The 22032-nt window shown below is 62.4% G+C and carries 21 protein-coding genes; 1 reads left to right on the top strand and 20 read right to left on the bottom strand.

From position 1 onward, the window contains the following. Window positions 1-11: 11 nt before the first annotated feature. The 20 genes from hisB to HD842_RS13135 form a co-directional block, all read right to left on the bottom strand. Window positions 12-602, bottom strand: coding sequence for an imidazoleglycerol-phosphate dehydratase HisB (gene hisB, locus HD842_RS13230; RefSeq protein WP_183555121.1), 591 nt, complete (start codon window positions 600-602; stop codon window positions 12-14). 40 nt (window positions 603-642) lie between these two features. Beyond that, entirely contained in the window at window positions 643-1743 is a 1101-nt protein-coding gene (gene hisC, locus HD842_RS13225; protein ID WP_183555119.1) for a histidinol-phosphate transaminase, read from the bottom strand. Next, window positions 1740-2570, bottom strand: coding sequence for a DNA-methyltransferase (locus HD842_RS13220; protein WP_183555117.1), 831 nt, complete (start codon window positions 2568-2570; stop codon window positions 1740-1742). Before HD842_RS13220 ends, hisC begins: the two co-directional genes overlap by 4 nt. Next, window positions 2567-3904 carry a histidinol dehydrogenase gene (gene hisD, locus HD842_RS13215; RefSeq protein ID WP_183555115.1) on the bottom strand — a complete coding sequence of 446 codons (1338 nt, stop codon included), beginning with the start codon at window positions 3902-3904 and terminating at the stop codon, window positions 2567-2569. The genes HD842_RS13220 and hisD overlap by 4 nt, the downstream gene beginning before the upstream one ends. A 7-nt stretch (window positions 3905-3911) precedes the next feature. Next, window positions 3912-4586 carry an ATP phosphoribosyltransferase gene (hisG, locus tag HD842_RS13210; protein ID WP_183555113.1) on the bottom strand — a complete coding sequence of 225 codons (675 nt, stop codon included), beginning with the start codon at window positions 4584-4586 and terminating at the stop codon, window positions 3912-3914. Window positions 4587-4601: 15 nt separating this feature from the next. Further along, the gene (murA, locus tag HD842_RS13205) at window positions 4602-5852 is read right to left on the bottom strand and encodes a UDP-N-acetylglucosamine 1-carboxyvinyltransferase (RefSeq protein ID WP_183555111.1); all 1251 of its coding nucleotides are present in this window, start codon (window positions 5850-5852) and stop codon (window positions 4602-4604) included. A 2-nt stretch (window positions 5853-5854) separates the two neighbouring features. Then, window positions 5855-6091, bottom strand: coding sequence for a BolA family protein (locus HD842_RS13200; RefSeq protein WP_183555109.1), 237 nt, complete (start codon window positions 6089-6091; stop codon window positions 5855-5857). A 17-nt stretch (window positions 6092-6108) separates the two neighbouring features. Next, window positions 6109-6876: an ABC transporter permease gene (locus tag HD842_RS13195; protein WP_183555107.1), complete on the bottom strand. Its 768-nt coding sequence runs from the start codon at window positions 6874-6876 to the stop codon at window positions 6109-6111. Then, complete coding sequence (locus HD842_RS13190) at window positions 6873-7790, bottom strand: ABC transporter ATP-binding protein (RefSeq protein ID WP_183555105.1); 918 nt, start codon at window positions 7788-7790, stop codon at window positions 6873-6875. Before HD842_RS13190 ends, HD842_RS13195 begins: the two co-directional genes overlap by 4 nt. A 200-nt stretch (window positions 7791-7990) precedes the next feature. Next, window positions 7991-8248: an STAS domain-containing protein gene (locus tag HD842_RS13185; RefSeq protein WP_229424746.1), complete on the bottom strand. Its 258-nt coding sequence runs from the start codon at window positions 8246-8248 to the stop codon at window positions 7991-7993. Between the two features lie 10 nt (window positions 8249-8258). Then, on the bottom strand, window positions 8259-8915 hold the full coding sequence (locus HD842_RS13180; RefSeq protein ID WP_183555101.1) for an MlaC/ttg2D family ABC transporter substrate-binding protein: 657 nt from the start codon (window positions 8913-8915) through the stop codon (window positions 8259-8261). 15 nt (window positions 8916-8930) lie between these two features. Further along, window positions 8931-9677, bottom strand: coding sequence for an MlaA family lipoprotein (locus HD842_RS13175; protein ID WP_183555099.1), 747 nt, complete (start codon window positions 9675-9677; stop codon window positions 8931-8933). After that, on the bottom strand, window positions 9674-10147 hold the full coding sequence (mlaD, locus tag HD842_RS13170) for an outer membrane lipid asymmetry maintenance protein MlaD (protein WP_183555097.1): 474 nt from the start codon (window positions 10145-10147) through the stop codon (window positions 9674-9676). Before mlaD ends, HD842_RS13175 begins: the two co-directional genes overlap by 4 nt. A 24-nt stretch (window positions 10148-10171) precedes the next feature. Next, window positions 10172-10954 carry a lipid asymmetry maintenance ABC transporter permease subunit MlaE gene (gene mlaE, locus HD842_RS13165; protein ID WP_183555096.1) on the bottom strand — a complete coding sequence of 261 codons (783 nt, stop codon included), beginning with the start codon at window positions 10952-10954 and terminating at the stop codon, window positions 10172-10174. After that, window positions 10951-11754 carry an ABC transporter ATP-binding protein gene (locus HD842_RS13160; protein ID WP_183555094.1) on the bottom strand — a complete coding sequence of 268 codons (804 nt, stop codon included), beginning with the start codon at window positions 11752-11754 and terminating at the stop codon, window positions 10951-10953. Before HD842_RS13160 ends, mlaE begins: the two co-directional genes overlap by 4 nt. A gap of 413 nt (window positions 11755-12167) precedes the next feature. After that, entirely contained in the window at window positions 12168-13631 is a 1464-nt protein-coding gene (locus HD842_RS13155) for a glutamate synthase subunit beta (protein ID WP_183555092.1), read from the bottom strand. An 89-nt stretch (window positions 13632-13720) separates the two neighbouring features. After that, on the bottom strand, window positions 13721-18436 hold the full coding sequence (locus HD842_RS13150) for a glutamate synthase-related protein (protein WP_183555090.1): 4716 nt from the start codon (window positions 18434-18436) through the stop codon (window positions 13721-13723). 251 nt (window positions 18437-18687) lie between these two features. Next, window positions 18688-19398 (bottom strand): transposase, encoded by a 711-nt coding sequence (locus HD842_RS13145; RefSeq protein WP_183555087.1) that lies wholly within the window; start codon window positions 19396-19398, stop codon window positions 18688-18690. A 277-nt stretch (window positions 19399-19675) separates the two neighbouring features. Then, window positions 19676-20356: a response regulator transcription factor gene (locus tag HD842_RS13140; protein WP_183555085.1), complete on the bottom strand. Its 681-nt coding sequence runs from the start codon at window positions 20354-20356 to the stop codon at window positions 19676-19678. A gap of 123 nt (window positions 20357-20479) precedes the next feature. Then, the gene (locus HD842_RS13135) at window positions 20480-21577 is read right to left on the bottom strand and encodes a sensor histidine kinase (RefSeq protein WP_183555082.1); all 1098 of its coding nucleotides are present in this window, start codon (window positions 21575-21577) and stop codon (window positions 20480-20482) included. Window positions 21578-21782: 205 nt separating this feature from the next. Here HD842_RS13135 and HD842_RS13130 point away from each other — a divergent pair, with 205 nt between their 5' ends. Beyond that, entirely contained in the window at window positions 21783-22031 is a 249-nt protein-coding gene (locus HD842_RS13130) for a DUF3297 family protein (protein ID WP_183555080.1), read from the top strand. The last annotated feature ends 1 nt before the right edge of the window (window position 22032 follow it).

Raw genomic sequence — 22032 nt, 5'->3', positions numbered from 1 at the left:
CGCGTCTCGCCTTACAGGCTGCCCTTGGTCGACGGGATGATGCCGGCGGCGCGTTCGTCGAGCTCGCTGGCCATGCGCAGCGCGCGGCCGAATGCCTTGAACACGGTTTCGCACTGGTGGTGGGCGTTCACACCGCGCAGGTTATCGATGTGCAGCGTCACGCCGGCGTGGTTGACGAAACCGCGGAAGAATTCGCCGGTCAGGTCGACGTCGAACGTGCCGATCATGGCGCGCGTGAACGGGATGTGCATTTCCAGGCCCGGACGGCCTGAGAAGTCGATCACGACGCGCGATAGCGCTTCGTCCAGCGGCACGTAGGCGTGGCCATAGCGGCGGATGCCCTTGCGGTCGCCAATGGCCTTGGCCACAGCCATGCCGAGCGTGATGCCGGTGTCTTCGACCGTGTGGTGCGCGTCGATGTGCAGGTCGCCCACGGCTTCGACTTCGAGGTCGAACATACCGTGGCGTGCGATCTGGTCGAGCATGTGGTCAAGGAACGGCACGCCCGTGTTGAGCTTCTGGCGGCCGGTGCCGTCCAGGTTGATCGAGACGCGGATCTGCGTTTCGTTGGTATTGCGGGTAATGTCGGCGGTACGGGTCATTGCTCGGGCGCTTTTCAAGGTACGTAACTACGGGACGCTACTACAGGGAAGCCTTCAGGGCGGTCAGGAACTGGTCGTTCTCTTGCGGCGTGCTGACCGTGACACGGATGCAGTTGGCCAGCAATGTGTGCATTTTACTCAAATTTTTGATCAGGACCTTCTCGCCGTGGAGAAGCTTGCAGGCGCGCTCGGCATCGGGCACGCGCAGCGCGATGAAATTGGCGGCCGACGGGAACACTTCCACGCCCGGCAGGCCAGCCAGTTCTGCGGCCAGGCGGGTACGCTCGACATTCAGCAGCTCGGCCTGGCGATCCAGCACATCCAGATGCTCAAGGGCGAATTCGGCCGCCACCTGGGTCAGGATATTCACGTTGTACGGTGGACGCACCTTCTCGAATTCGGCCAGCAGCGGCGCGGCCGCCGTCATGTACCCAAGGCGGATGCCGGCCAGGCCGAGCTTTGACAGCGTGCGCATCACGACCAGGTTCGGGTGCTGCGGCAGGCGGTCCATGAAGCTGACCTTGGCGAATGGCTGGTAGGCTTCGTCGACCACGACCACGCCCGATTCGCCGAGCGCGTTGATGATCGCTTCCATGTCGGCCGCGTCGTACAGGTTGCCGGTCGGGTTGTTCGGGTAGGCGAGAAAGACCAGCGACGGCTTGTGCTCGTCGATGGCGGCCAGCATGGCCGGCAGGTCCAGCGAAAAGTCGGGCTTGATCGGCACCCCGACAAAATCGGCGCCGGCAAACTGCGCCGAACGCGAAAACATCACGAACGCCGGCACCGGCGCCATCACCACGGCGCGCTTCGAACCGTCGCGTTCCTGGCGCGCGATGGTGGTCGCGAGGATCGTGATCAGCTCATCCGAGCCATTGCCGAGCAGGACGTCGTAGCCGGCCGGGATGCCCAGCTTGGCGCAGATGGCGTCCTTCAGCGTGCGGTACGACGGCACCGGATACCGATTCAGGGCGGCATCGGCCAGGCGCGCGCCGAGTTGCGTGCGCAGGTCGTCCGGCAGCTGGTACGGGTTTTCCATCGCGTCGAGCTTGACGTAGCCAACCGAGTCCGGCACGTGGTAACCCCCCACGGCGCGCACGTCGGCGCGGATGGTGTTCTCGATCAGTTTGGCGATGTCGGTCATGAAGTTTCTTCCGTGGAGAGTGTGGCCATGGCGGCCTTGGCCGCCTTGCGTTTTTTTGCCCCGGTCATTGGCACCTCCGGCGCCGCCAGGCGCTCGTGGATGATGGCGCAATACGCGGGATTGAGTTCGAAGCCGGTGTACTGGCGCCCCAGGCGCTTGGCGGCGATGGCCGTGGTGCCGCTGCCCATGAACGGGTCGAGCACGATCCCGCCCGGCGGGCACGAGGCCTTGACCATGCGCTCGATGATCTCGAGGGGCTTTTGCGTCGGGTGGTCGGCGCGCTCCGGATGCTCGCGGTGCAGGCGCGACACGCTCCAGACGTCCTTCGGGTTGTAACCCACTTCGAGCCACTTGGCGCCGATGAAGATCGAGCGCGAGCGGGCCTTCTTGGTCGCGGCGTCATACGGGATGCGTACGGCGTCCAGGTCGAAGTAGTAGTCCTTGCGGTTGGCAAAAAAGCCGATCGTGTCGTGCACCGACGAGAAGCTGCGCACGCTGCCGCCCATCGACGGCACGCGGCGGTCCCAGATGATCTCGTTCATCATCGTCATGCGTTTTTTCAGCATCACGAAGATCTCGGGCGTGAAGCGCCACGTGAGAAAAATGTACAGGCTGCCGTTGGGCTTGAGCTTCGGCACTGCCGCGTCGATCCACTGCTCGGTCCAGGCCAGGTAGGCCTCGACACTTTGCTGGTCCGACGCGTTGCCATAGTCCTTGCCCAGGTTGTACGGCGGGTCAGTCAGGATCAGGTCGATGGACCCGTCCGGGATGCGCGCCAAGCCAAGCAGCGCATCCTCGCAGAATACCTGGTTGACCCAGTCGTTCATGATGCCTGGGGTGGGACGGGGTTCAGCCGTAGTTCCGCGCTGCGCGCGTGCGCCTGCAGGCCTTCGCCATACGCCAGCGTGGCCGCAACCTTGCCCAGCGTTTGCGCGCCCGCTTCGCTGACCTGGATGATCGACGAGCGTTTCTGGAAATCGTACACGCCCAGCGGCGACGAGAAGCGCGCCGTGCGCGACGTCGGCAGCACGTGGTTCGGGCCGCAGCAATAGTCGCCCAATGACTCGGACGAGTAACGGCCCAGGAACATCGCGCCGGCGTGGCGGATTTTATCGGCCCACTGTTGTGGATCTTCAGCCGAGATTTCGAGGTGTTCGGCCGCGATGCTGCTGGCGATCTCGCAGGCTTCATCCATGCTGCGCACCTTGATCAACGCGCCACGGTCGCCCAGCGACGTCGTGATGGTGGCCGCGCGCGGCATCGTTGGCAGCAGCTTCTGGATGCTGGCTTCGACCTTGGCGATGTAGTCGGCGTCGGGGCACAGCAAAATGGCTTGCGCCAGTTCGTCGTGCTCGGCCTGCGAAAACAGGTCCATCGCGATCCAGTCCGGATCGGTGGTGCCATCGCACAGCACGAGAATTTCGGACGGGCCCGCGATCATGTCGATACCAACGGTACCGAACACGCGGCGCTTGGCGGCGGCGACATACGCGTTGCCGGGGCCGACGATCTTGTCGACGGCCTGGATGGTCTCGGTGCCATACGCCAGCGCGCCGACGGCCTGTGCGCCGCCAATGGTGATCACGCGCGTGACGCCGGCGATTGCCGCCGCGGCCAGCACCATCTGGTTCTTCACGCCGTCCGGGGTCGGCACGACCATGATGATTTCCTTGACGCCCGCCACGTGGGCTGGAATCGCGTTCATCAGGACCGACGATGGATACGCCGCCTTGCCACCGGGGACATAGATGCCGACCCGGTCCAGGGGTGTGACGCGCTGGCCCAGCACGGTGCCGTCAGGCTCGGTGAAGGTAAAGCCGGTCGACGATTCTTTCTGGCGCTCGTGGTACACGCGCACGCGGTCGGCCGCCACCTGCAGCGCGGCGCGCTGGTCGTCGGGCAGCGCAGCCAGCGCCGCTTCGAGCTCGGCCTGCTGAACGTCGAACTGCGCCATCGAGGTCGCGCCGCCGTTCGGGATGCGGTCGAATTTGTTCGTGTATTCGAGCACGGCGGCGTCGCCCCGCGCTTTTACATCGCGCAGGATGCCGGCCACGGCCAGTTCGATGGCGTCGTCGGTTTCGGCTTCAAACGCGAGCAGCGCGCTCAGCGTGGTGGCGAAGTCGGGTGCGGTCGAATCGAGCTTGCGGATCTGTACTGCCATTTTGCGTCTAGCCTTTTGCTTTGGAGGCGCGTTCGAACGCGTCCAGGATCGGTTGCAGGCGCTCGCGCTTGAGCTTGAGCGCAGCCTGGTTGACCACCAGGCGCGAGGAGATGTCCATGATTTTTTCGACTTCGACCAGGTTGTTGGCGCGCAGCGTGCCGCCGGTCGAGACCACGTCGACGATGGCGTCGGACAGGCCCACCAGCGGCGCCAGTTCCATCGAGCCATACAGCTTGATCAGGTCGACGTGCACACCCTTGCGGGCAAAGTGCTCGCGCGCCGTGTTGACGAACTTGGTCGCCACGCGCAGTCGCGCGCCCTGGCGCACGGCGCTTTCGTAGTCGAAGCCCGCGTTGACGGCGACCGACATGCGGCATTCGGCGATGCGCAGGTCGATCGGCTGGTACAACCCTTCGCCGCCATGCTCGAGCAGCACGTCCTTGCCGGCCACGCCGAAATCGGCGGCGCCGTACTGGACGTAGGTCGGCACGTCGGAGGCGCGCACGATCAGCACGCGCACGCCCGGGTCATTGGTCGGCAAGATCAGCTTGCGCGAGGTTTCCGGGTTTTCCAGCACCTCGATCCCGGCGGCCGACAGCAGCGGCAGGGTGTCTTCGAAGATGCGGCCCTTGGACAGCGCCAGGATCAGCTGGGTCTCGTCCGTATTGCTGGTAAAAGTCATGGTGATTCGATGTGATTACTTGATGCGGACGATGTCGGCGCCCACCGCCGACAGCTTCACTTCCATGCGGTCGTAGCCGCGATCGAGGTGGTAGATGCGATCGATCAGCGTCGTGCCTTCGGCGGCCATGCCGGCAATGACGAGCGAAGCCGAGGCGCGCAGGTCGGTTGCCATGACCGGTGCACCGATCAGGCGCGTGACGCCGTCGATGAACGCGGTATTGCCGTCGGTCGTGATCTGCGCGCCCAGGCGGTTCATCTCTTGCACGTGCATGAAGCGGTTTTCAAAAATCGTTTCGGTCACGCGCGAGGCGCCGCCGGCGATGGTATTGACGGCCATGAACTGCGCCTGCATGTCGGTCGGGAAGCCCGGATACTCGGTCGTGCGGAACGACACCGGCTGCGGGCGGCCGTCCATCTTGGCGCGGATGGTGTCCGCGCCGACGGTCAGCTGCAGGCCGATTTCGCGCAGTTTGTCGAGCGCGACGTCGAAGATGTCGGTGCGGGTATTGGTCAGCTGGATGTCGCCGCCGGTGGCCGCAACGGCGCACAGGAAGGTCGCCGCTTCGATGCGGTCCGAGATCACCGCGTGGCTGGCGCCGTGCAGTTCCGGCACACCCTGGATCACCAGGCGGTCGGTGCCGATGCCGTCGATCTTGGCGCCCATGGCCACCAGCAGATTGGCCAGGTCGGTCACTTCCGGCTCGCGCGCGGCGTTTTCGAGGACCGTCTCGCCGTCGGCCAGCGTTGCGGCCATGAGCAGGTTCTCGGTGCCGGTCACGGTGATCATGTCGGTGCGGATGCGCGCGCCCTTGAGCTTCGTGGCCTTGGCGTGGATGTAGCCGCCTTCGATCGTGATCTCGGCGCCCATCGCGCGCAGGCCCTGGATGTGCTGGTCGACCGGACGCGAGCCGATGGCGCAGCCACCCGGCAGCGAGACCTTGGCTTCGCCGAAGCGCGCCAGCAGAGGGCCCAGCACCAGGATCGAGGCGCGCATGGTTTTCACCAGTTCGTACGGCGCGACCAGGTTGTTGATCGCGCTGCCGTTCATGGTGACGTGTTCGTCGTCCAGATCGATTTTCAGGCCGGTGGTTTCCAGCAGCTTGAGCATCGTGCGCACGTCATGCAGGCGCGGCACGTTGGACAGGTGCAGGTCACCTGCGGTGAGCAGGCCCGCGCACAGGATGGGCAGCGCCGCATTCTTGGCGCCGGAAATCGCGATGTCACCTTGCAGGCGCTTGCCGCCAACGATCTGGAGCTTGTCCATGATTAGCCTTTGAATTCTTCAGGGGTCAGGGTTTTCATCGACAGCGCGTGGATTTCCTCGCGCATGCGGTCGCCCAGCGCGGCGTACACGATCTGGTGGCGCTGGATCGAGCGCTTGCCGACGAACGCCGGCGAGACGATCACCGCCTCGAAGTGCTGGCCGTCGCCATTGACGGTCAGGTGGGTGCATTCCAGGCCGGCGCTGAGATAGCCGTGTATCAGTTCGGGTGTGGTGGCCACGATAACTCCAAAAATTTTTAGTGGCGCAGCTTGTAGCCGCGCTTGAGCAGGTTGATCGCCATGGCCGTCAGCACCGCGAAGAACACGGACACGATGGCCAGGCTGGTCCACGGCGACACGTCGGACTGGCCGAAGAACCCGTAACGGAACCCGTCAATCATATAAAAGAACGGGTTGAAATGCGAGACGGCCAGCCAGAATGGCGGCAGTTTTTGTACCGAATAGAACACCCCGGCCAGGAACGTGGCCGGCATGATCAAAAAGTTCTGGAACGCGGCCAGCTGGTCGAATTTTTCGGCCCAGATGCCGGCGATGACGCCCATCGTGCCGAGAATCGCGGCGCCCAGGATCGCGAACACGACGATCCACACGGGCGCGACAAAGGTCAGGTGCGCAAACCAGGCGGTAATCGCGAACACGCCGGCACCGACCGCGATCCCGCGCAGCACCGCCGCGCCGACATACGCCGCCAGGATCTCGGCGTGCGACAGGGGCGCGAGCAGGATGAACACCAGGTTGCCGCTGATCTTGGACTGGATCAGCGACGAGGACGAATTGGCGAACGCGTTTTGCAGCACGCTCATCATGACCAGGCCAGGAATCAGGAATGACGTGTAGGCCACGCCCTCGAGCATCTCGACCCGGCCGTCGAGTACATGGCCGAAGATGACGAGGTACAGCATGGCGGTGACGACCGGCGCGGCGACGGTTTGCGTGGCCACCTTCCAGAAGCGCAGCGACTCTTTATAGAACAGGGTACGGAACCCGATGGAGAACAGATTCATTGCTTACCCTCTTCCATGATCTGGATGAAGATGTCTTCCAGGTCGGCCTGCTGCAGCTGCATCTCGTCGATGACGGCGCCGGCTTCGCGCAGGCGCGCCAGGATCGGTTCGACGTCGGCGTAGTCGTTCACGCGCAGCGTGTATTTGTTGTTGCCGTTATTGGGTTCGTCGTGCGACACGAGCGGACGCAGTTCAGCCGGCAGTGCGCCGGACTTCAGGTGCACGACCAGCTGGGAGCCCGAGACGCGGCGCAGCAGGGTGCTCATCGTGTCGAGCGCCACCACATTGCCCTGCTTGAGCATCGCCACGCGCTGGCACATGGCCTGCGCTTCTTCGAGATAGTGGGTGGTGAGCACCACCGTGTGGCCGCCTTCACGGTTCAGGCGCGCGATGAACTTCCACAGCGTCTGGCGCAGTTCGACGTCGACGCCGGCGGTCGGTTCATCCAGCACGATGACGGGCGGACGGTGCACGAGGGCCTGCGCCACCAGCACGCGCCGCTTCATGCCGCCCGACAGCGCGCGCATGTTCACGTCTGCCTTGTCGGTCAGATCGAGGTTGTGCATCACTTCGTCGATCCAGCCATCGTTGTTGCGGATGTCAAAGTAGCCCGATTGCAGGCGCAGTGTTTCGCGCACCGTGAAGAACGGATCGAACACCAGCTCCTGCGGCACGACGCCCAGGCGCTTGCGCGCTTCGCGAAAATCGGTCACGACGTCGTGGCCGTGGATTTTCACGCTGCCGGCGTCGGGCCGGATCAGGCCCGCGATGGTGGAAATGAGGGTGGTCTTGCCGGCGCCATTCGGGCCAAGCAGGCCAAAGAACTCGCCCTCTTCGATGGAAAGGGACACGCCCTTGAGTGCCTTGAAGCCTTTGTAGCTCTTCTCGACACGGTCAATCTGGATTGCAGTCATGCGAAATGGGAGGCGCGACGCGCGATAGTCAAAACAAAACGGAGGCCGGCTGGGGAACGCACCAGGACCGTGCAGGGAAACAGTCCATTATAGGTGAAATCGCCATGTCAAGCGGGCCAGGCGGAGAAACCCGGCGGGACGCCGTGCGGGCACCGATGGTGAAACGCGCAAAAAAAACGGGCAGCCTAAGCTGCCCGTATTCATGCTGGTGCGACCAGCGTGTCGACCCCGTACAGGGCCGCGAGCTTGCGCACGTTGTCCGGCACGTTGATGAACGTGAGCTGGTGCCCGGCGCTCAGTGCGCGGCGCTGCCAGGCCAGCAGCAGGGCCACGCCCGACGAATCGGCCGACTTCACGCCGGCCAGATCGAACACGGTCTCGCCAGCGCTGATCGCTGCCTCACCCTGCGTCAACGCCAGGCTGGCGCTGTCGAAGGTCATGGCGTCGATCGTCAGCATGGGATTTGCCTCAGCCATTCGTTGCCGGTGCAGCCAGCGGCTTGGATGCCAGTTGCGCATTGCGGTCAGCCAAGCGCTTGATCAGGCCATCGACGCCGGTCTTGCTGATTTCGCTGTTGAAGGTGCTCTTGTAGGTCTCGACCAGCCAGGCGCCCAGGATGTTCACGTCATAGATCTTCCAGCCGTTGCCGTTCTTGGCCAGGCGATAGTTCAGCGTGATCGGCTCGCCGCGCGCGACGTTGACCTGCGAGCGCACTTCGACATCGGTATCGGTGGCGGCAGCGCGCATTGGCTTGAACTCGACGGTTTCGTTCTTGATGGTCGACAGCGCACCGGAATACGTATAGACCAGCAGGTTACGGAACTCGGTGGTCAGGCGCTTTTGCTGGTCCGGCGTGGCGGTGCGCCAGTGGCGGCCAGCGGCTTGCTGCGTCATTTTTTCGGCATCGACGTACGGCAGGATCTTGGTATTGACCAGACCCATGATCTTGCTGCGATCGCCCGACTGGATGGCCTTGTCGTTCTTGACGCTGTCGATCACTTCGGCGCTGATGCGCTTGACCAGCACGTCCGGCGCTTCGGCGCTGGCGGCAGGCTGGGCGATCACGCTCGTGGAAAAGGCAGCGGTGACTGCGGCGGCGGCGATCAGGTGCATGAATGGTTTCATCGTATTCCTTTCAACTTACTTCGTTTCGGAAGGTGCTGGCTCGGCGACGTCATCAGCCTGGCGCGGCACATTGCCGTCGTAGACCTGGCTCTGGCGGCGCTGCAGATAGCCGTCGCGCAGGAATTCGTAGCGGTCCAGTGCGGCGTCTTCCATCAGGCCCGAGGCGTCGAGCAGCGTGGCGCGTTTGTCGATGATGCGAACACCGGTACCCACATTGCGCCAGTTGACCGGCGTCTTGTAGGTCCAGATGTCGCCCGCGAAATCGGCTGGCAATGCTGCGGTATCACGTACCGTAGATGGGCCCAGAAGCGGCAAGATCAAGTACGGACCGCTCGGTACGCCCCATTTGCCCAGCGTTTGACCGAAATCTTCGTTGTGCTTCTGCATGCCGGCTTCGGACGCGATGTCCAGCAGGCCGAAGATGCCGAAGGTCGAGTTGACCGCCACACGGCCGAAGTCGGTCGCGCCGGCTTCGCCCTTGCCTTGCAGGAAGTTATTGATCGAGCTCCAGGCATCCGACAGGTTGCCAAAGAAATTGTTGACGCCCGTCTGGGCGAAGCCCGGTACGACCTTTTTATAGGCGGTGGCGGTCGGCTTGAGCACGGTGCGGTCAACAGCATCGTTGAATGAGTAGACGGCGCGGTTATACCCTTCGAGCGGATCCTGTGGATTGTTCGCGGTTGTCGCGCAACCGGTCAGGACCAGGACAGCAGCGGCGGCGGCACAGAGACGCACGTGCGAAAGCATGTTGGTGTAGTTCATTGACTACCTTCCTTTCCATCAGCAGCCTTGCTGTAGATAAATTGATTGATCAAGTCTTCGAGGACTGTCGCCGACTGGGTGCGGATGATTCGATCGCCCTCGGCCAGGTTGTTCGTGTCGCCACCGGCTTCGATGCCAATGTATTGCTCGCCAAGCAGGCCTGCGGTCAGGATCTTCAACGAACTATCTTTTGGGAATTTATAGTCAGTGTCCAGATCGAGGCGCACAGATGCCTGGAAGCTCTTGTCGTCAAAGGCAATCTCGCCCACGCGGCCGACCACCACACCGGCGCTCTTGACGGGCGCCTGCGGCTTGAGGCCACCGATATTGTCGAACCGGCCGCTGACGGAATACGTCTGCCCGAACGACATGGACTTCAGATTGCCGGCCTGGAATGCCAGGAACAGCAGTGCCGCCAAGCCCAGCAGCACGAACAGGCCAACCCAGACGTCGATAGTTTTGCGATGCATTTTATTACCCTAAAACCGTGTTAGTTATTTATTGAACATCAGGGCGGTCATGACGAAGTTCAGCCCCCAGACCAGCAGCGATGCGATCACGACAGTACGCGTAGTCGCACGCGAGACGTCTTCCGGCGTCGGCTGGGCCTGGTACCCCTGGAACAGGGCAGTAAAGGTCACGGCGATGCCAAAGATAAAGCTTTTAATCACGCCGTTCAGTACGTCAGCGCGCACATCGACGCCAGATTGCATCTGGGCCCAGAAAGAACCTTCATCCACGCCGATCAATTTCACGCCGACGAGGTAGCCACCCATCACGCCAACGGCCGAAAACACCGTCGCCAGCACCGGCATGGCGATCACGCCTGCCCAGAAACGCGGCGCCAGCACCCGTTGGACCGGATTAATCGCCATCATTTCCATGGCCGACAATTGTTCGCCTGCTTTCATGAGGCCGATCTGCGCCGTCAGCGAGGTGCCGGCGCGGCCCGCAAACAGCAGCGCGGTAACGACCGGACCCAGTTCGCGCACGAGCGACAGCGCGACCACCTGGCCCAGCATCTGCTCGGCGCCGTACTGGTTCAGCGTGTAATAACCCTGCAGGCCCAGCACCATGCCGACGAACAGGCCGGACACCGCGATGATCACCAGCGAATAGTTACCGATGAAGTGAATCTGCTCGGAAATCAAACCCGGGCGGCGGAACGCACCGGGTGACACGCGCAGGATGCTGAGGAACGAGCGGATCGCGAAACCGAGACCGGCCAGGCCTTCGCGCACCGAGCAACCGATATAACCGAGGAAGCGGGCGATCATGTGCGCGCTCCCAGGCCCAGGTCGTCGGCCAGCGTCTTGCCGGGATAGTGGAACGGCACCGGACCGTCCGGCTCGGCGTTGACGAACTGGCGCACGTACGGGTCAGTCGAGACGCGCAGTTCGGTCGGCGTGCCTTCTGCGACGATCTTGCCAGCGGACATGAAATACACGTAATCGGCAATGGCGAAGCACTCTTGCACATCGTGCGAGACGAGGATCGAGGTCGAGCCGAGGGCGTCGTTCAGATTGCGGATCAGATTCGCGGTCACGCCCATCGAGATCGGGTCGAGGCCGGCGAACGGTTCGTCGTACATGATCAGTTCAGGGTCGAGCGCCACCGCGCGGGCCACGGCCACGCGGCGCGCCATGCCGCCCGAAATCTCGGCCGGCTTGAGGCGGTGCGCATTGCGCAGGCCCACGGCGTTGAGCTTCATGAGCACGAGGTCGCGGATCAGTTCTTCGGGCAGGTCGGTGTGCTCGCGCAGCGGAAACGCCACATTATCGAACACCGACAGGTCGGTAAACAGTGCGCCAAACTGGAACAGCATGCCCATGCGCCGGCGCAGGCGATACAGCCCCTGCGTATCGAGGCTGTGCACGACTTCGCCGCCAATGCGGACTTCGCCACGCTGGGGGCGAATCTGGCCACCGATGAGGCGCAACACCGTCGTCTTGCCGCAACCGGACCCACCCATGACAGCAATGAGCTTGCCACGTGGGAAATCCATGCGCAGATTCGACAGAATGGAACGCTCACCGTAAGCAAAATGCAGATCGCGGATTTCGACTAGGTTCGACACAGCATCATTTGAGGTTAGGGAATCCGGTATTGTAGTGCAGAAAGCTATTTACCCGCTTGAGGGACCCGATTTTACCCCCGGCTGGCGACGTGACATTACAACACTAATAACTGTTCAGTCAGCTATTTAAAGTTGTAAGCGATTGTTTTCATTGGATTATGCATACATGACAATATTGCGATTCCTTGTTAGGAATCAATATAATTGAAACATATTTACATAAACCGCACGATACAGCCGCGTGATAGGACGACAACGTGTCAGGCTATTTTGCATCGCAGCATCCAATTGGGGATAGCTTTACGAATTAGCAAGTGACAGTTTATAAATAGTTTGTCATGCATTTGTCGCCGGGTTGTCTGCAAGCCGGCGAACATGGCGGTCGCATTGCACGACCGCCATTGACCATACGTCTAGCGTGGCAAGACCGATGCGCCCATCAGGAACTCGTCGACGGCGCGCGCGCATTGACGGCCTTCGCGGATCGCCCACACCACCAGCGATTGGCCACGACGCATGTCGCCTGCCGTAAATACTTTCGGGTTCGACGTCTGATAGGCCAGCTCGCCCTCGGTGGTGGCGCGCGCATTGCCGCGTGGGTCTTTCTGCACGCCAAACGCGTCGAGCACTTGCTGCACGGGCGAGACAAAGCCCATCGCCAGCAGCACCAGGTCGGCTTTCAGTTCGAATTCCGAGTCTGGCACTTCCGTCATCTTGCCGTCCTTCCATTCGACGCGGCAGGCGATCAGTTTTTCCACCTTGCCGCCCTTGCCTTCCAGGCGCTTGGTCGCCACCGCCCAGTCGCGCTCGCAACCTTCTTCGTGCGACGACGAGGTGCGCAGGCGCGTCGGCCAGTAGGGCCAGACCAGCGGCTTGTTTTCGTGTTCCGGTGGTTGCGGCAGCAGTTCGAATTGCGTCACCGATGCGGCGCCGTGGCGATTCGAAGTGCCGACGCAGTCCGAGCCGGTGTCGCCGCCGCCGATGACGATCACGTGCTTGCCGGTGGCTTTCAGCTGGTCCTTCAGCTTGTCGCCGGCATTGACGCGGTTTTGCTGCGGCAGGAAGTCCATCGCAAAGTGCACGCCCTTGAGCTGGCGGCCCGGCACTGGCAGGTCACGTGGCTGCTCGGCGCCGCCGGCCATGATCACGGCGTCGAATTCTTTTTCCAGGTCTTCCGGGAAGATGGTGTCGCGCGCCATATTGCTGACGGCTGCCGGGAAGTCCTTGCCGATCAACACACCCGTGCGGAACGTGACGCCTTCGGCCTGCATCTGTTCGACGCGGCGGTCGATCAGGTCCTTTTCCATCTTGAAGTCGGGGATCCCGTAGCGCAGCAGGCCGCCCAGGCGATCGCTCTTCTCAAATACCGTCACGTCGTGGCCGACGCGCGCCAGTTGCTGGGCTGCAGCCAGGCCGGCAGGCCCGGAGCCGACGACGGCGACCTTGCGGCCCGTGCGATGTTCGGGCGGCTGCGGCACCACCCAGCCGTGCTCCCAGCCGGTGTCGATGATCTTGCGCTCGATCGACTTGATGCCGACCGGGTCGTCGTTGATCCCGAGGGTACAGGCCGACTCGCACGGCGCCGGGCAGATGCGGCCGGTGAACTCGGGGAAGTTGTTCGTCGAGTGCAGGTTTTCCAGCGCGTGGCGGTAGTTGCCATGGAAGACCAGGTCGTTCCAGTCCGGGATGATGTTGTTGACCGGGCAGCCCGTATTACAGAACGGGATGCCGCAATCCATGCAGCGCGCGCCCTGCACCTTCGCCTGCGCGTCGGTCAGCGTGATGACGAATTCCTTGTAGTTCTTCAGACGCGCGACCGGTTCGAGATGATCCTCTTCCTGCCGTTCGAATTCCATGAAGCCGGTAATTTTGCCCACAATATTCCCTTAATTTTTCGTTGCGGTGATCGACACCAGGGTCATCCCCGCTTCGGCCTCGGCGGCCCCACGGTGACCCAAGTCTGCGGTCAGACCGCAATATCAATTTTGTCGTTCGCTTCTTCCATGCTCGAGAAGTGCATCTCTTCGAGCGCGCGCTTGTAGTCGGTCGGGAACACCTTGACGAACTTGCTGCGGCTATTGGCCCAGTCGTCGAGCAGGTTGCGCGCACGCGTGCTGCCGGTGTACTTGAAGTGGCGCTCGATCAGGCGGCGCAGGATCGCTTCGTCCGACTCGCGCTCGCTGGTGCGCGACTGGCTGTGCCAGGCTGCCGGGTCGGTCTGGTCTTTCGACGCCAGCACCCGCTCGAGATTGACCATCGTCGTGTTGCAGCGCGCTTCGAATTCGCCCTTCGGGTCGTACACGAAGGCCACACCGCCCGACATGCCGGCAGCGAAGTTGCGGCCGGTATCGCCCAGCACCGCCACGGTCCCGCCGGTCATGTATTCGCAACCGTGGTCGCCGCAGCCTTCGACGACGGCCGTGGCGCCCGAGTTGCGCACCGCGAAGCGCTCGCCGGCCACGCCATTAAAGAAAGCCTCGCCCGAGATCGCGCCATACAGCACGGTGTTACCGACGATGATGTTGTCGACCGCCCAGCCACGGAACTCCGTGTTCGGCCGCACGATGATGCGCCCGCCCGACAGGCCCTTGCCGACGTAGTCGTTGCCTTCGCCGACCAGGTCCATCGTGATGCCGCCGGCCAGGAAGGCAGCAGCGGACTGGCCCGCCGTGCCTTGCAGCTGGATGTGGATCGTGTCGTCCGGCAGGCCGGCATGGCCGTAGCGCGTGGCGACTTCGCCCGACAGCATGGCGCCGACGGTGCGGTTCAGGTTCTTGACCGGCGAGATGAACGAGACGCGCTCGCCCTTTTCAAGGGCCGCCTTGGCTTGCGCGATCAGCTTGTGGTCGAGCGCTTTATCCAGGCCATGGTCCTGGCCTTCGGTGTGGAACAGGGCGCGTTGGCTCTCGACTTTCGGCTGATAGAAGATGTTCGAGAAGTCCAGGCCCTGCGCCTTCCAGTGGCCGATCGCCTTGGATTTGTCGAGCAGGTCGGCGCGGCCAATCAGTTCGTCATAGGTGCGGATGCCCAGCTGCGCCATGATCTGGCGGGCTTCTTCGGCGACGAAGAAGAAGTAGTTCACGACGTGCTCGGGTTTGCCCTGGAATTTTGCGCGCAGCACCGGGTCCTGCGTGGCCACGCCGACCGGGCAGGTATTGAGGTGGCACTTGCGCATCATGATGCAGCCTTCGACCACCAGCGGCGCGGTGGCAAAACCCACTTCGTCGGCGCCCAGCATCGCCGCGATGACGACGTCGCGGCCGGTGCGCATCTGGCCATCTGCTTGCAGACGGATGCGGCTACGCAGGCCATTCAAGACCAGCGTCTGCTGGGTCTCGGCCAGGCCCAGCTCCCACGGCGTGCCGGCGTGCTTGACCGACGACAGGGGCGATGCGCCCGTGCCGCCATCGTGGCCGGCGACAACGATGTGATCAGCCTTGGCTTTCGAAACGCCGGCAGCGACCGTGCCGATGCCCACTTCCGAAACCAGCTTGACCGAGATCGAGGCGCGCGGGTTCACGTTTTTCAGGTCGTGAATCAGCTGGGCCAGGTCTTCGATCGAATAGATGTCGTGGTGCGGCGGTGGCGAAATCAGGCCGACACCCGGCACCGAGAAACGCAAGCTGGCGATGTACTCCGACACCTTATGGCCCGGCAGCTGGCCGCCTTCGCCCGGCTTGGCGCCCTGCGCCATCTTGATCTGGATCTGATCGGCCGAGTTCAGGTATTCGGCGGTGACGCCAAAGCGGCCCGACGCTACCTGCTTGATTTTGGAGCGCAGCGAGTCGCCGTCTTCGAGCGGAATATCGACCACGACGCGGCCATCGCCCAGGCGCGAGGCCAGCGACTCGCCCTTCTTGATCGCGATGCCCTTGAATTCATTCATGTAGCGCGCCGGATCTTCGCCGCCCTCGCCCGTATTGCTCTTGCCGCCGATGCGGTTCATCGCGATGGCCAGCGTGGCGTGGGCTTCGGTGCTGATCGAGCCGAGCGACATGGCGCCGGTGGCAAAGCGCTTCACGATGTCCTTGGCCGATTCGACTTCTTCGATCGGGATCGCCTTGTCGCGGTCGATCTTGAATTCGAACAGGCCGCGCAGCGTCAGGTGACGGCGCGTCTGGTCGTTGATCAGCTGCGCGTATTCCTTATAGGTCGAGAAGTTGTTGGCGCGCGTCGCGTGCTGCAGCTTGGCGATCGTGTCCGGCGTCCACAGGTGGTCTTCGCCGCGCACGCGGAACGCGTATTCGCCACCGACGTCCAGCGCATTGGCCAGCACCGGATCGGCGCCGAAAGCCAGCGCGTGCAGGCGCAGCGCTTCTTCGGCCACTTCGAACAGGCCAATGCCTTCGATATTCGACGAGGTGCCCTTGAAGTACTTGTCGACCAGCGACTTGTTCAGGCCCACGGCCTCGAAGATCTGCGCGCCGCAGTACGACATGTAGGTGGAGATGCCCATTTTGGACATCACCTTCATCAGGCCCTTGCCGACGGCCTTGATGTAGTTGTAGCTCACCGTCTCGGCCGACAATTCTTGCGGCAGGCCATGCGCCAGTTCGGCCAGCGTTTCGAGGGCCAGGTACGGGTGCACGGCTTCGGCGCCGTAGCCGGCCAGCAGCGCAAAGTGATGGGTCTCGCGCGCCGAGCCGGTTTCGATCACGAGGCCGGCGGAGGCGCGCAGGCCGCGCGCCACCAGGTGCTGGTGCACGCTGGACGTGGCCAGCAGCGCAGGGATCGCGACCAGGTCGGGCGACATGCGGCGGTCCGACACGATCAGGATGTTGTGGCCCGACTTGACGGCATCGACTGCTTCGGCGCACAGCGAGGCCAGCGAGGCTTCGATGCCTTCCTTGCCCCAGGCGACCGGGTAGCAGATGTTCAGCTCATAGGCCTTGAACTTGCCGCCGGTGTGCTGGCCGATATTGCGCAGGCGCGCCATGTCGTCGAAGTTCAGGATCGGCTGCGCGACTTCGAGGCGCATCGGCGGGTTGACGTTGTTGGTGTCGAGGATGTTCGGCTTGGGGCCGATGAACGAGACCAGCGACATGACCATGCTTTCGCGGATCGGATCGATCGGCGGATTGGTCACCTGCGCGAACAGCTGCTTGAAGTAGTTATACAGCGGCTTGAGTTTGTTGGACGTGACGGCCAGCGGCGAATCGTTGCCCATCGAGCCGGTGGCTTCTTCGCCCAGCACGGCCATCGGCGCCATCAGGAACTTCAGGTCTTCCTGCGTGTAGCCGAACGCCTGCTGGCGGTCGAGCAGCGTGAGCGGCGGCTTTTCGCCCTGCGCATCCTTCGCGCGGCCGGCGGCCAGCTGCGACTCGGTCAGCTTGATTTCATTAAGCTTGATGCGCACCGACTTGATCCAGGCCTTGTACGGCTTGGCGTTGGCATAGGTGTCCTTCAGTTCCTTGTCGTCGATGATGCGGCCCGCTTCGAGGTCGATCAGGAACATCTTGCCCGGCTGGAGGCGCCACTTCTTGACGATACGCGATTCGGGAATTGGCAGCACGCCCGATTCGGACGCCATGACGACCAGGTCGTCCTCGGTGATGACATAGCGTGCCGGGCGCAGGCCGTTGCGGTCCAGCGTACCGCCGATGTGGCGGCCATCGGTAAAGGCCATCGCGGCCGGGCCGTCCCACGGCTCCATCATCGCGGCGTGGTATTCGTAGAAGGCGCGGCGGTTGTCGTCCATCGACGCATGGTTTTCCCAGGCTTCCGGGATCATCATCATCATCGCCTGGGCGATCGGGTAGCCGGCCATGATCAGGAGTTCAAGCGCGTTGTCGAAGCAGGCGGTATCCGACTGGCCTTCATAGATCAGCGGGAACAGCTTGTTCAAGTCGTCGCCCAGCACGGCCGACTTGAGGATGCCTTCGCGCGCACGGGTCCAGTTGAAGTTGCCCTTGACGGTATTGATCTCGCCGTTGTGGGCGATCAGGCGGTACGGGTGGGCCAGCGGCCACTCGGGGAAGGTGTTGGTCGAGAAGCGCTGGTGGACCAGGGCCAGCGCCGAGATGCAGCGCGGATCCTGCAGGTCTTTATAGAACACGCCCACCTGGTCGGCCAGCAGCAGGCCCTTGTAGACGACGGTGCGGGCCGACATCGACGGTACGAAGAACTCCTTGCCGTGCAGGAGTTTGAGAGCCTGGATCGCGTGGCCAGACGATTTGCGGATGACGTAGAGTTTGCGTTCGAGTGCATCGGTGACCATGATGTCCGGGCCGCGACCGATGAAAATCTGGCGAATCACCGGCTCCTTGGCGCGTACGAACGGCGACATCGGCATCGTCGCATCGACCGGCACGTTGCGCCAGCCGAGAACGACCTGGCCTTCGATGCGCACGGCGCGTTCGATTTCCTGCTCGCAGGCGATGCGCGACGCATGCTCTTTCGGCAGGAACACCATGCCGACGCCGTACTCGCCAGGGGGCGGCAACTCGACGCCCTGACGTGCCATCTCGTCGCGGTAGTACTGGTCCGGAATCTGGATCAGAATCCCCGCCCCGTCGCCCATCAGCGCATCGGCGCCCACAGCGCCCCGGTGGTCGAGGTTCTTCAGAATCAACAGACCCTGTTCAACAATCGAATGACTCTTGTTGCCCTTGATATGGGCGATGAAGCCAACACCGCAAGCATCGTGTTCATTGGCGGGATCATACAAACCTTGGGCAATCATGCGACATTCTCCACATCTTTACGGGATCGAATGCCGAGAATAGTGCAATGCAAAATCCCCCGTCAACCTCAATAATTAGGGTCAGAGTCGAATTGTTTGACAACTTTTTGAGAAACACGATAATTGGGGACAGAGTCAATCTTGTTTTTTGCTATGCACTGAAACCGAACCTAAATGTTTGATTTCAAATATATTTTTGCAATAAAAAACGGCACGAATAACCGTGCCGTTGTGTCGGGAATTGCCCTGTTTCAGGCTTGTGCAAACGGTGGCAAGGGTGGATTAAAAGGTCGGCCACGCTTGGCTGGCAAGATCTGGCGTTGTGTTTTTTGCTCCAGCTGGCTCTTGAACGAGTCTGACCCCAATGGCTTGTTTCGCAGAATCGAGGTGGTGATGAAATCCACCTCCTCCGATGACAAACCCTGCTGGACCATGTCGATATACGCCGCCTCGCGCTGGAATGGCGTGTTGCCCAATGCCCAGAACAGGCTGTGGTCACTGACGAGCGTATCCAGACGCGCGCCGGCGTGGTGGGCATAGCTCGACCATGGATACTCGCCCGGACCCACGGACAGTTGCGCGCGCACCGGATTGAGCTCGATGTAGCGGCTGCAGGTCATGAAATACCGGTCCGAGTCGATCAGCGAGGTGCGGAAACGCCCCTCGAACAAGCCACCGCTGCGCTCGTACTTGTGGTTAAACCATGGCACATAGAGTCGGCCAACCTTCTGCATCATCAGCGCCAGGCCCGTGGCGTCGCTCGGCGTTGCCAGCAGGTGAACATGGTTCGGCATCAAGACGTAGGCATGGATTGCCACGTCATAGAACCGCGCGCCTTCCTTGAGCCAGACGAGAAATCGCTGGTAGTCCGCCTCTTCCCTGTAAATGATCTGGCGGTTATTGCCGCGCTGGATTACGTGGTGCGGTTGCTCGGGGACTATGAGTCGAGGTTGGCGTGCCATGGCGTCGGATGTGCGTGAGGAAGCCGAATTCTACAATGGAAAATGACTCTGTCCCTAATTAAACGCAAGAGGTCGCAAAATCCGCTCGACTCTGTCCCCAATTATTCGAGAATGAGTCTAGACGCAATTTATCGCCCGACTTTTCAGCTCCAATTGTTTAACCTAGCCAATATCCCAAAGAAAATTGGCCAATAATTCGACTCTGACCCTAATTGTCTGAGTGGAAATTGGCCAATAATTCGACTCTGACCCTCATTGTGGGAGGGTAGAGGCGGGGTCAGGAGAGGGTGAAGCCGGCGGAAAGGCTGTAGCCTTCGCCGTAGGCGCTGCGCAGGGGGAGGTCCTGGCCAAGGCCGGAGCGGGCTTTCTTGCGCAGGCGGTAGACCAGCATGTCGACGCGGCGGCTGGCGTCGGGGTCGTCGCCACCCATGCCGGCGACGATGACGTGGCGCGGCACCGGGCGTGTGTTGATCGTCAGCAGGTGCAGGAAGTTGCACTCCTTTTCGGTCAGGTCGACGACCTTGCCCATCAGCTCAAGCTGGCGTGCGCTCACGCGCAGCATCCACTTGCTCGGGGCCGGCGCCGGATCCTGCGGGCGTACCCGGCGGTCCAGTGCCTCGATGTGGGCGGCCAGTTCAGGGAACTTGATTGGCTTGGTCAGGTAATGGTCGGCGCCCAGGCGCAAGCCCAGGATGCGGTGGTCGAACGCCACCCGGCCTGTGAGTACCAGTAACCCGATTTCGGGGTACAGCTGGCGCATGCGCGGGATGACATTAAAGCCATCTTCGTCCGGCAGCCCGAGGTCGAGCACCACGACCGCAGCCGGCGTGCGCGTCAGCGCCGCCCACATTTCACTGGCGGTCCGGGCGATCGTGACGTCGTGGTCCAGCTCCTTCAGGAACTCGGCCATGTCGTCGGCGTATTCGCCATTGTCTTCAACAATCAGTATCTGCGTCATGCCCTTGCCATATTAGTCACCTGCCCGTCGTTGATACCGATGGTAGCGTTATCCACGCCGAAGCGCGGTCCCGATTATCACTGCTGAGGCTACCTGAAGCAAGGAGTTATTCCTCTATAACCTCTATAAGACCAGCGCCGGCATCCAGAGCCGGAACTCGGCGCCGGCGCCCTGTTGCCCTGGTGCCAGACTCAGCACGCCACCGTGGACTTCGATGATCGAGCGCGCCATGTACAGCCCCAGACCGCTGCCCGGCAGGCCCGCGGCGTTGCGGCCACGATACCCTTTGTCGAAAACACGCGACGCATCGTCCGGTGGCACGCCTGCGCCACCGTCGAGGACAGCGATCTCGACGCCGCCACCGCTGCGCCGCACGCGCACCGTTACCTCGGCGGTAGGCGGCGAAAACGCGAGTGCATTGTCGATCATGACTTTCAGTGCCAGCCGCAAGCCTTCCGGTTCGCCGCGCAGGATCGAGGCGACATCGTCGAGCTGCAGTACGGCCGTGCGGCCGGCGGTGCGGATCTGGGCAGCACCCGTCTCGACCAGTTCCCCGACCGTGATGGTGTTGGGCTGGCGGGTGCGCCCGAGCGTGGCCATGCGATCGGGCGACAGGTATTCGTCGAGCATCCCGATCAGGCGGTCGACTGCCGCGCCGATCTTGCGATAACGGGCGCGTACCGATTCCTCGGCATGGGTGGACGTGGCTTCCAGCCGCTGGATCGCGCCATCGATCGTCGCCAGTGGCGTACGGAACTCGTGATTGAGCATGCTGGCAAAGCGTTTGTATTCGCTGTCGTGGCCGCGCCGCGCCGACAGGTCGCGCAGCAGGCCAACCAGGGCCGATCCGTCATCGGCTGGCACGATGGCCAGCGCTTCCAGCGCCAGCGGGCGGCGCTCGACATCGAACAGATCGAATTCGCGCCGGTTGCGCACCCCCGGCTTGCTGGCGGCCATCGCACGCAACCACACTGCCAGCGGCGCCAGCGGCGAGGCGCTGTCGCCATCGAGCGCGCTCTGAAGCGTCGCGGCGTCGTAGCCACTCAGGGCCGCAAATGCCGGGCTCAGATAGCGCACGGTCGCCGCCGGCAGTGCAATGGCAAAGGCCACGTCGTCGCCCAGTTCGGCGATCGTGCGCAATTGCCGCCCGGTGAGCATCTCGGCATCGCCGGCAGGGACCGGCATGGCAGACGTGGTGGCGGCAATCGGACTGGACTTCATTGGACCTCTTTCTTCACCAACAGTTACGGGCGATGTATCGACCAGCTAGTATATCGCGAGCGTCACTTGTCTGTGACATATTGCTTTGCAAAATGCAAAATATGGTTTCAGGAGGGAATGAAAGAAGGCGATTCGGCATGGAATCCACGTGGCAAACGAAACAATTGCGCCATACCGACAGGGTTTGGGCGATAATTTCACCACTATGAACGATACCGCTACCCGCCCCCCGCTCCCAGACCGGCTCTCGATCGATCCGAGCAGCCCATTTCATAACCGCGACGTCTTCCAGCACGACGTCGGCATCCGCTTCAACGACAAGGACCGTACCGACGTCGAAGAGTATTGCATCAGCGAAGGCTGGATCAAGGTCGCCGCTGGCAAGACCCTCGACCGCAAAGGCCGCCCGATGCTGATCAAGCTGAAAGGCAAAGTCGAAGCGTATTACGCGTAAA

This window comes from Massilia aurea, assembly GCF_014200505.1.
Classification (GTDB): domain Bacteria; phylum Pseudomonadota; class Gammaproteobacteria; order Burkholderiales; family Burkholderiaceae_D; genus Telluria; species Telluria aurea_B.
Note: the sequence above shows the minus strand (reverse complement) of the source record. Positions and strands in the feature narration are given on the sequence as shown.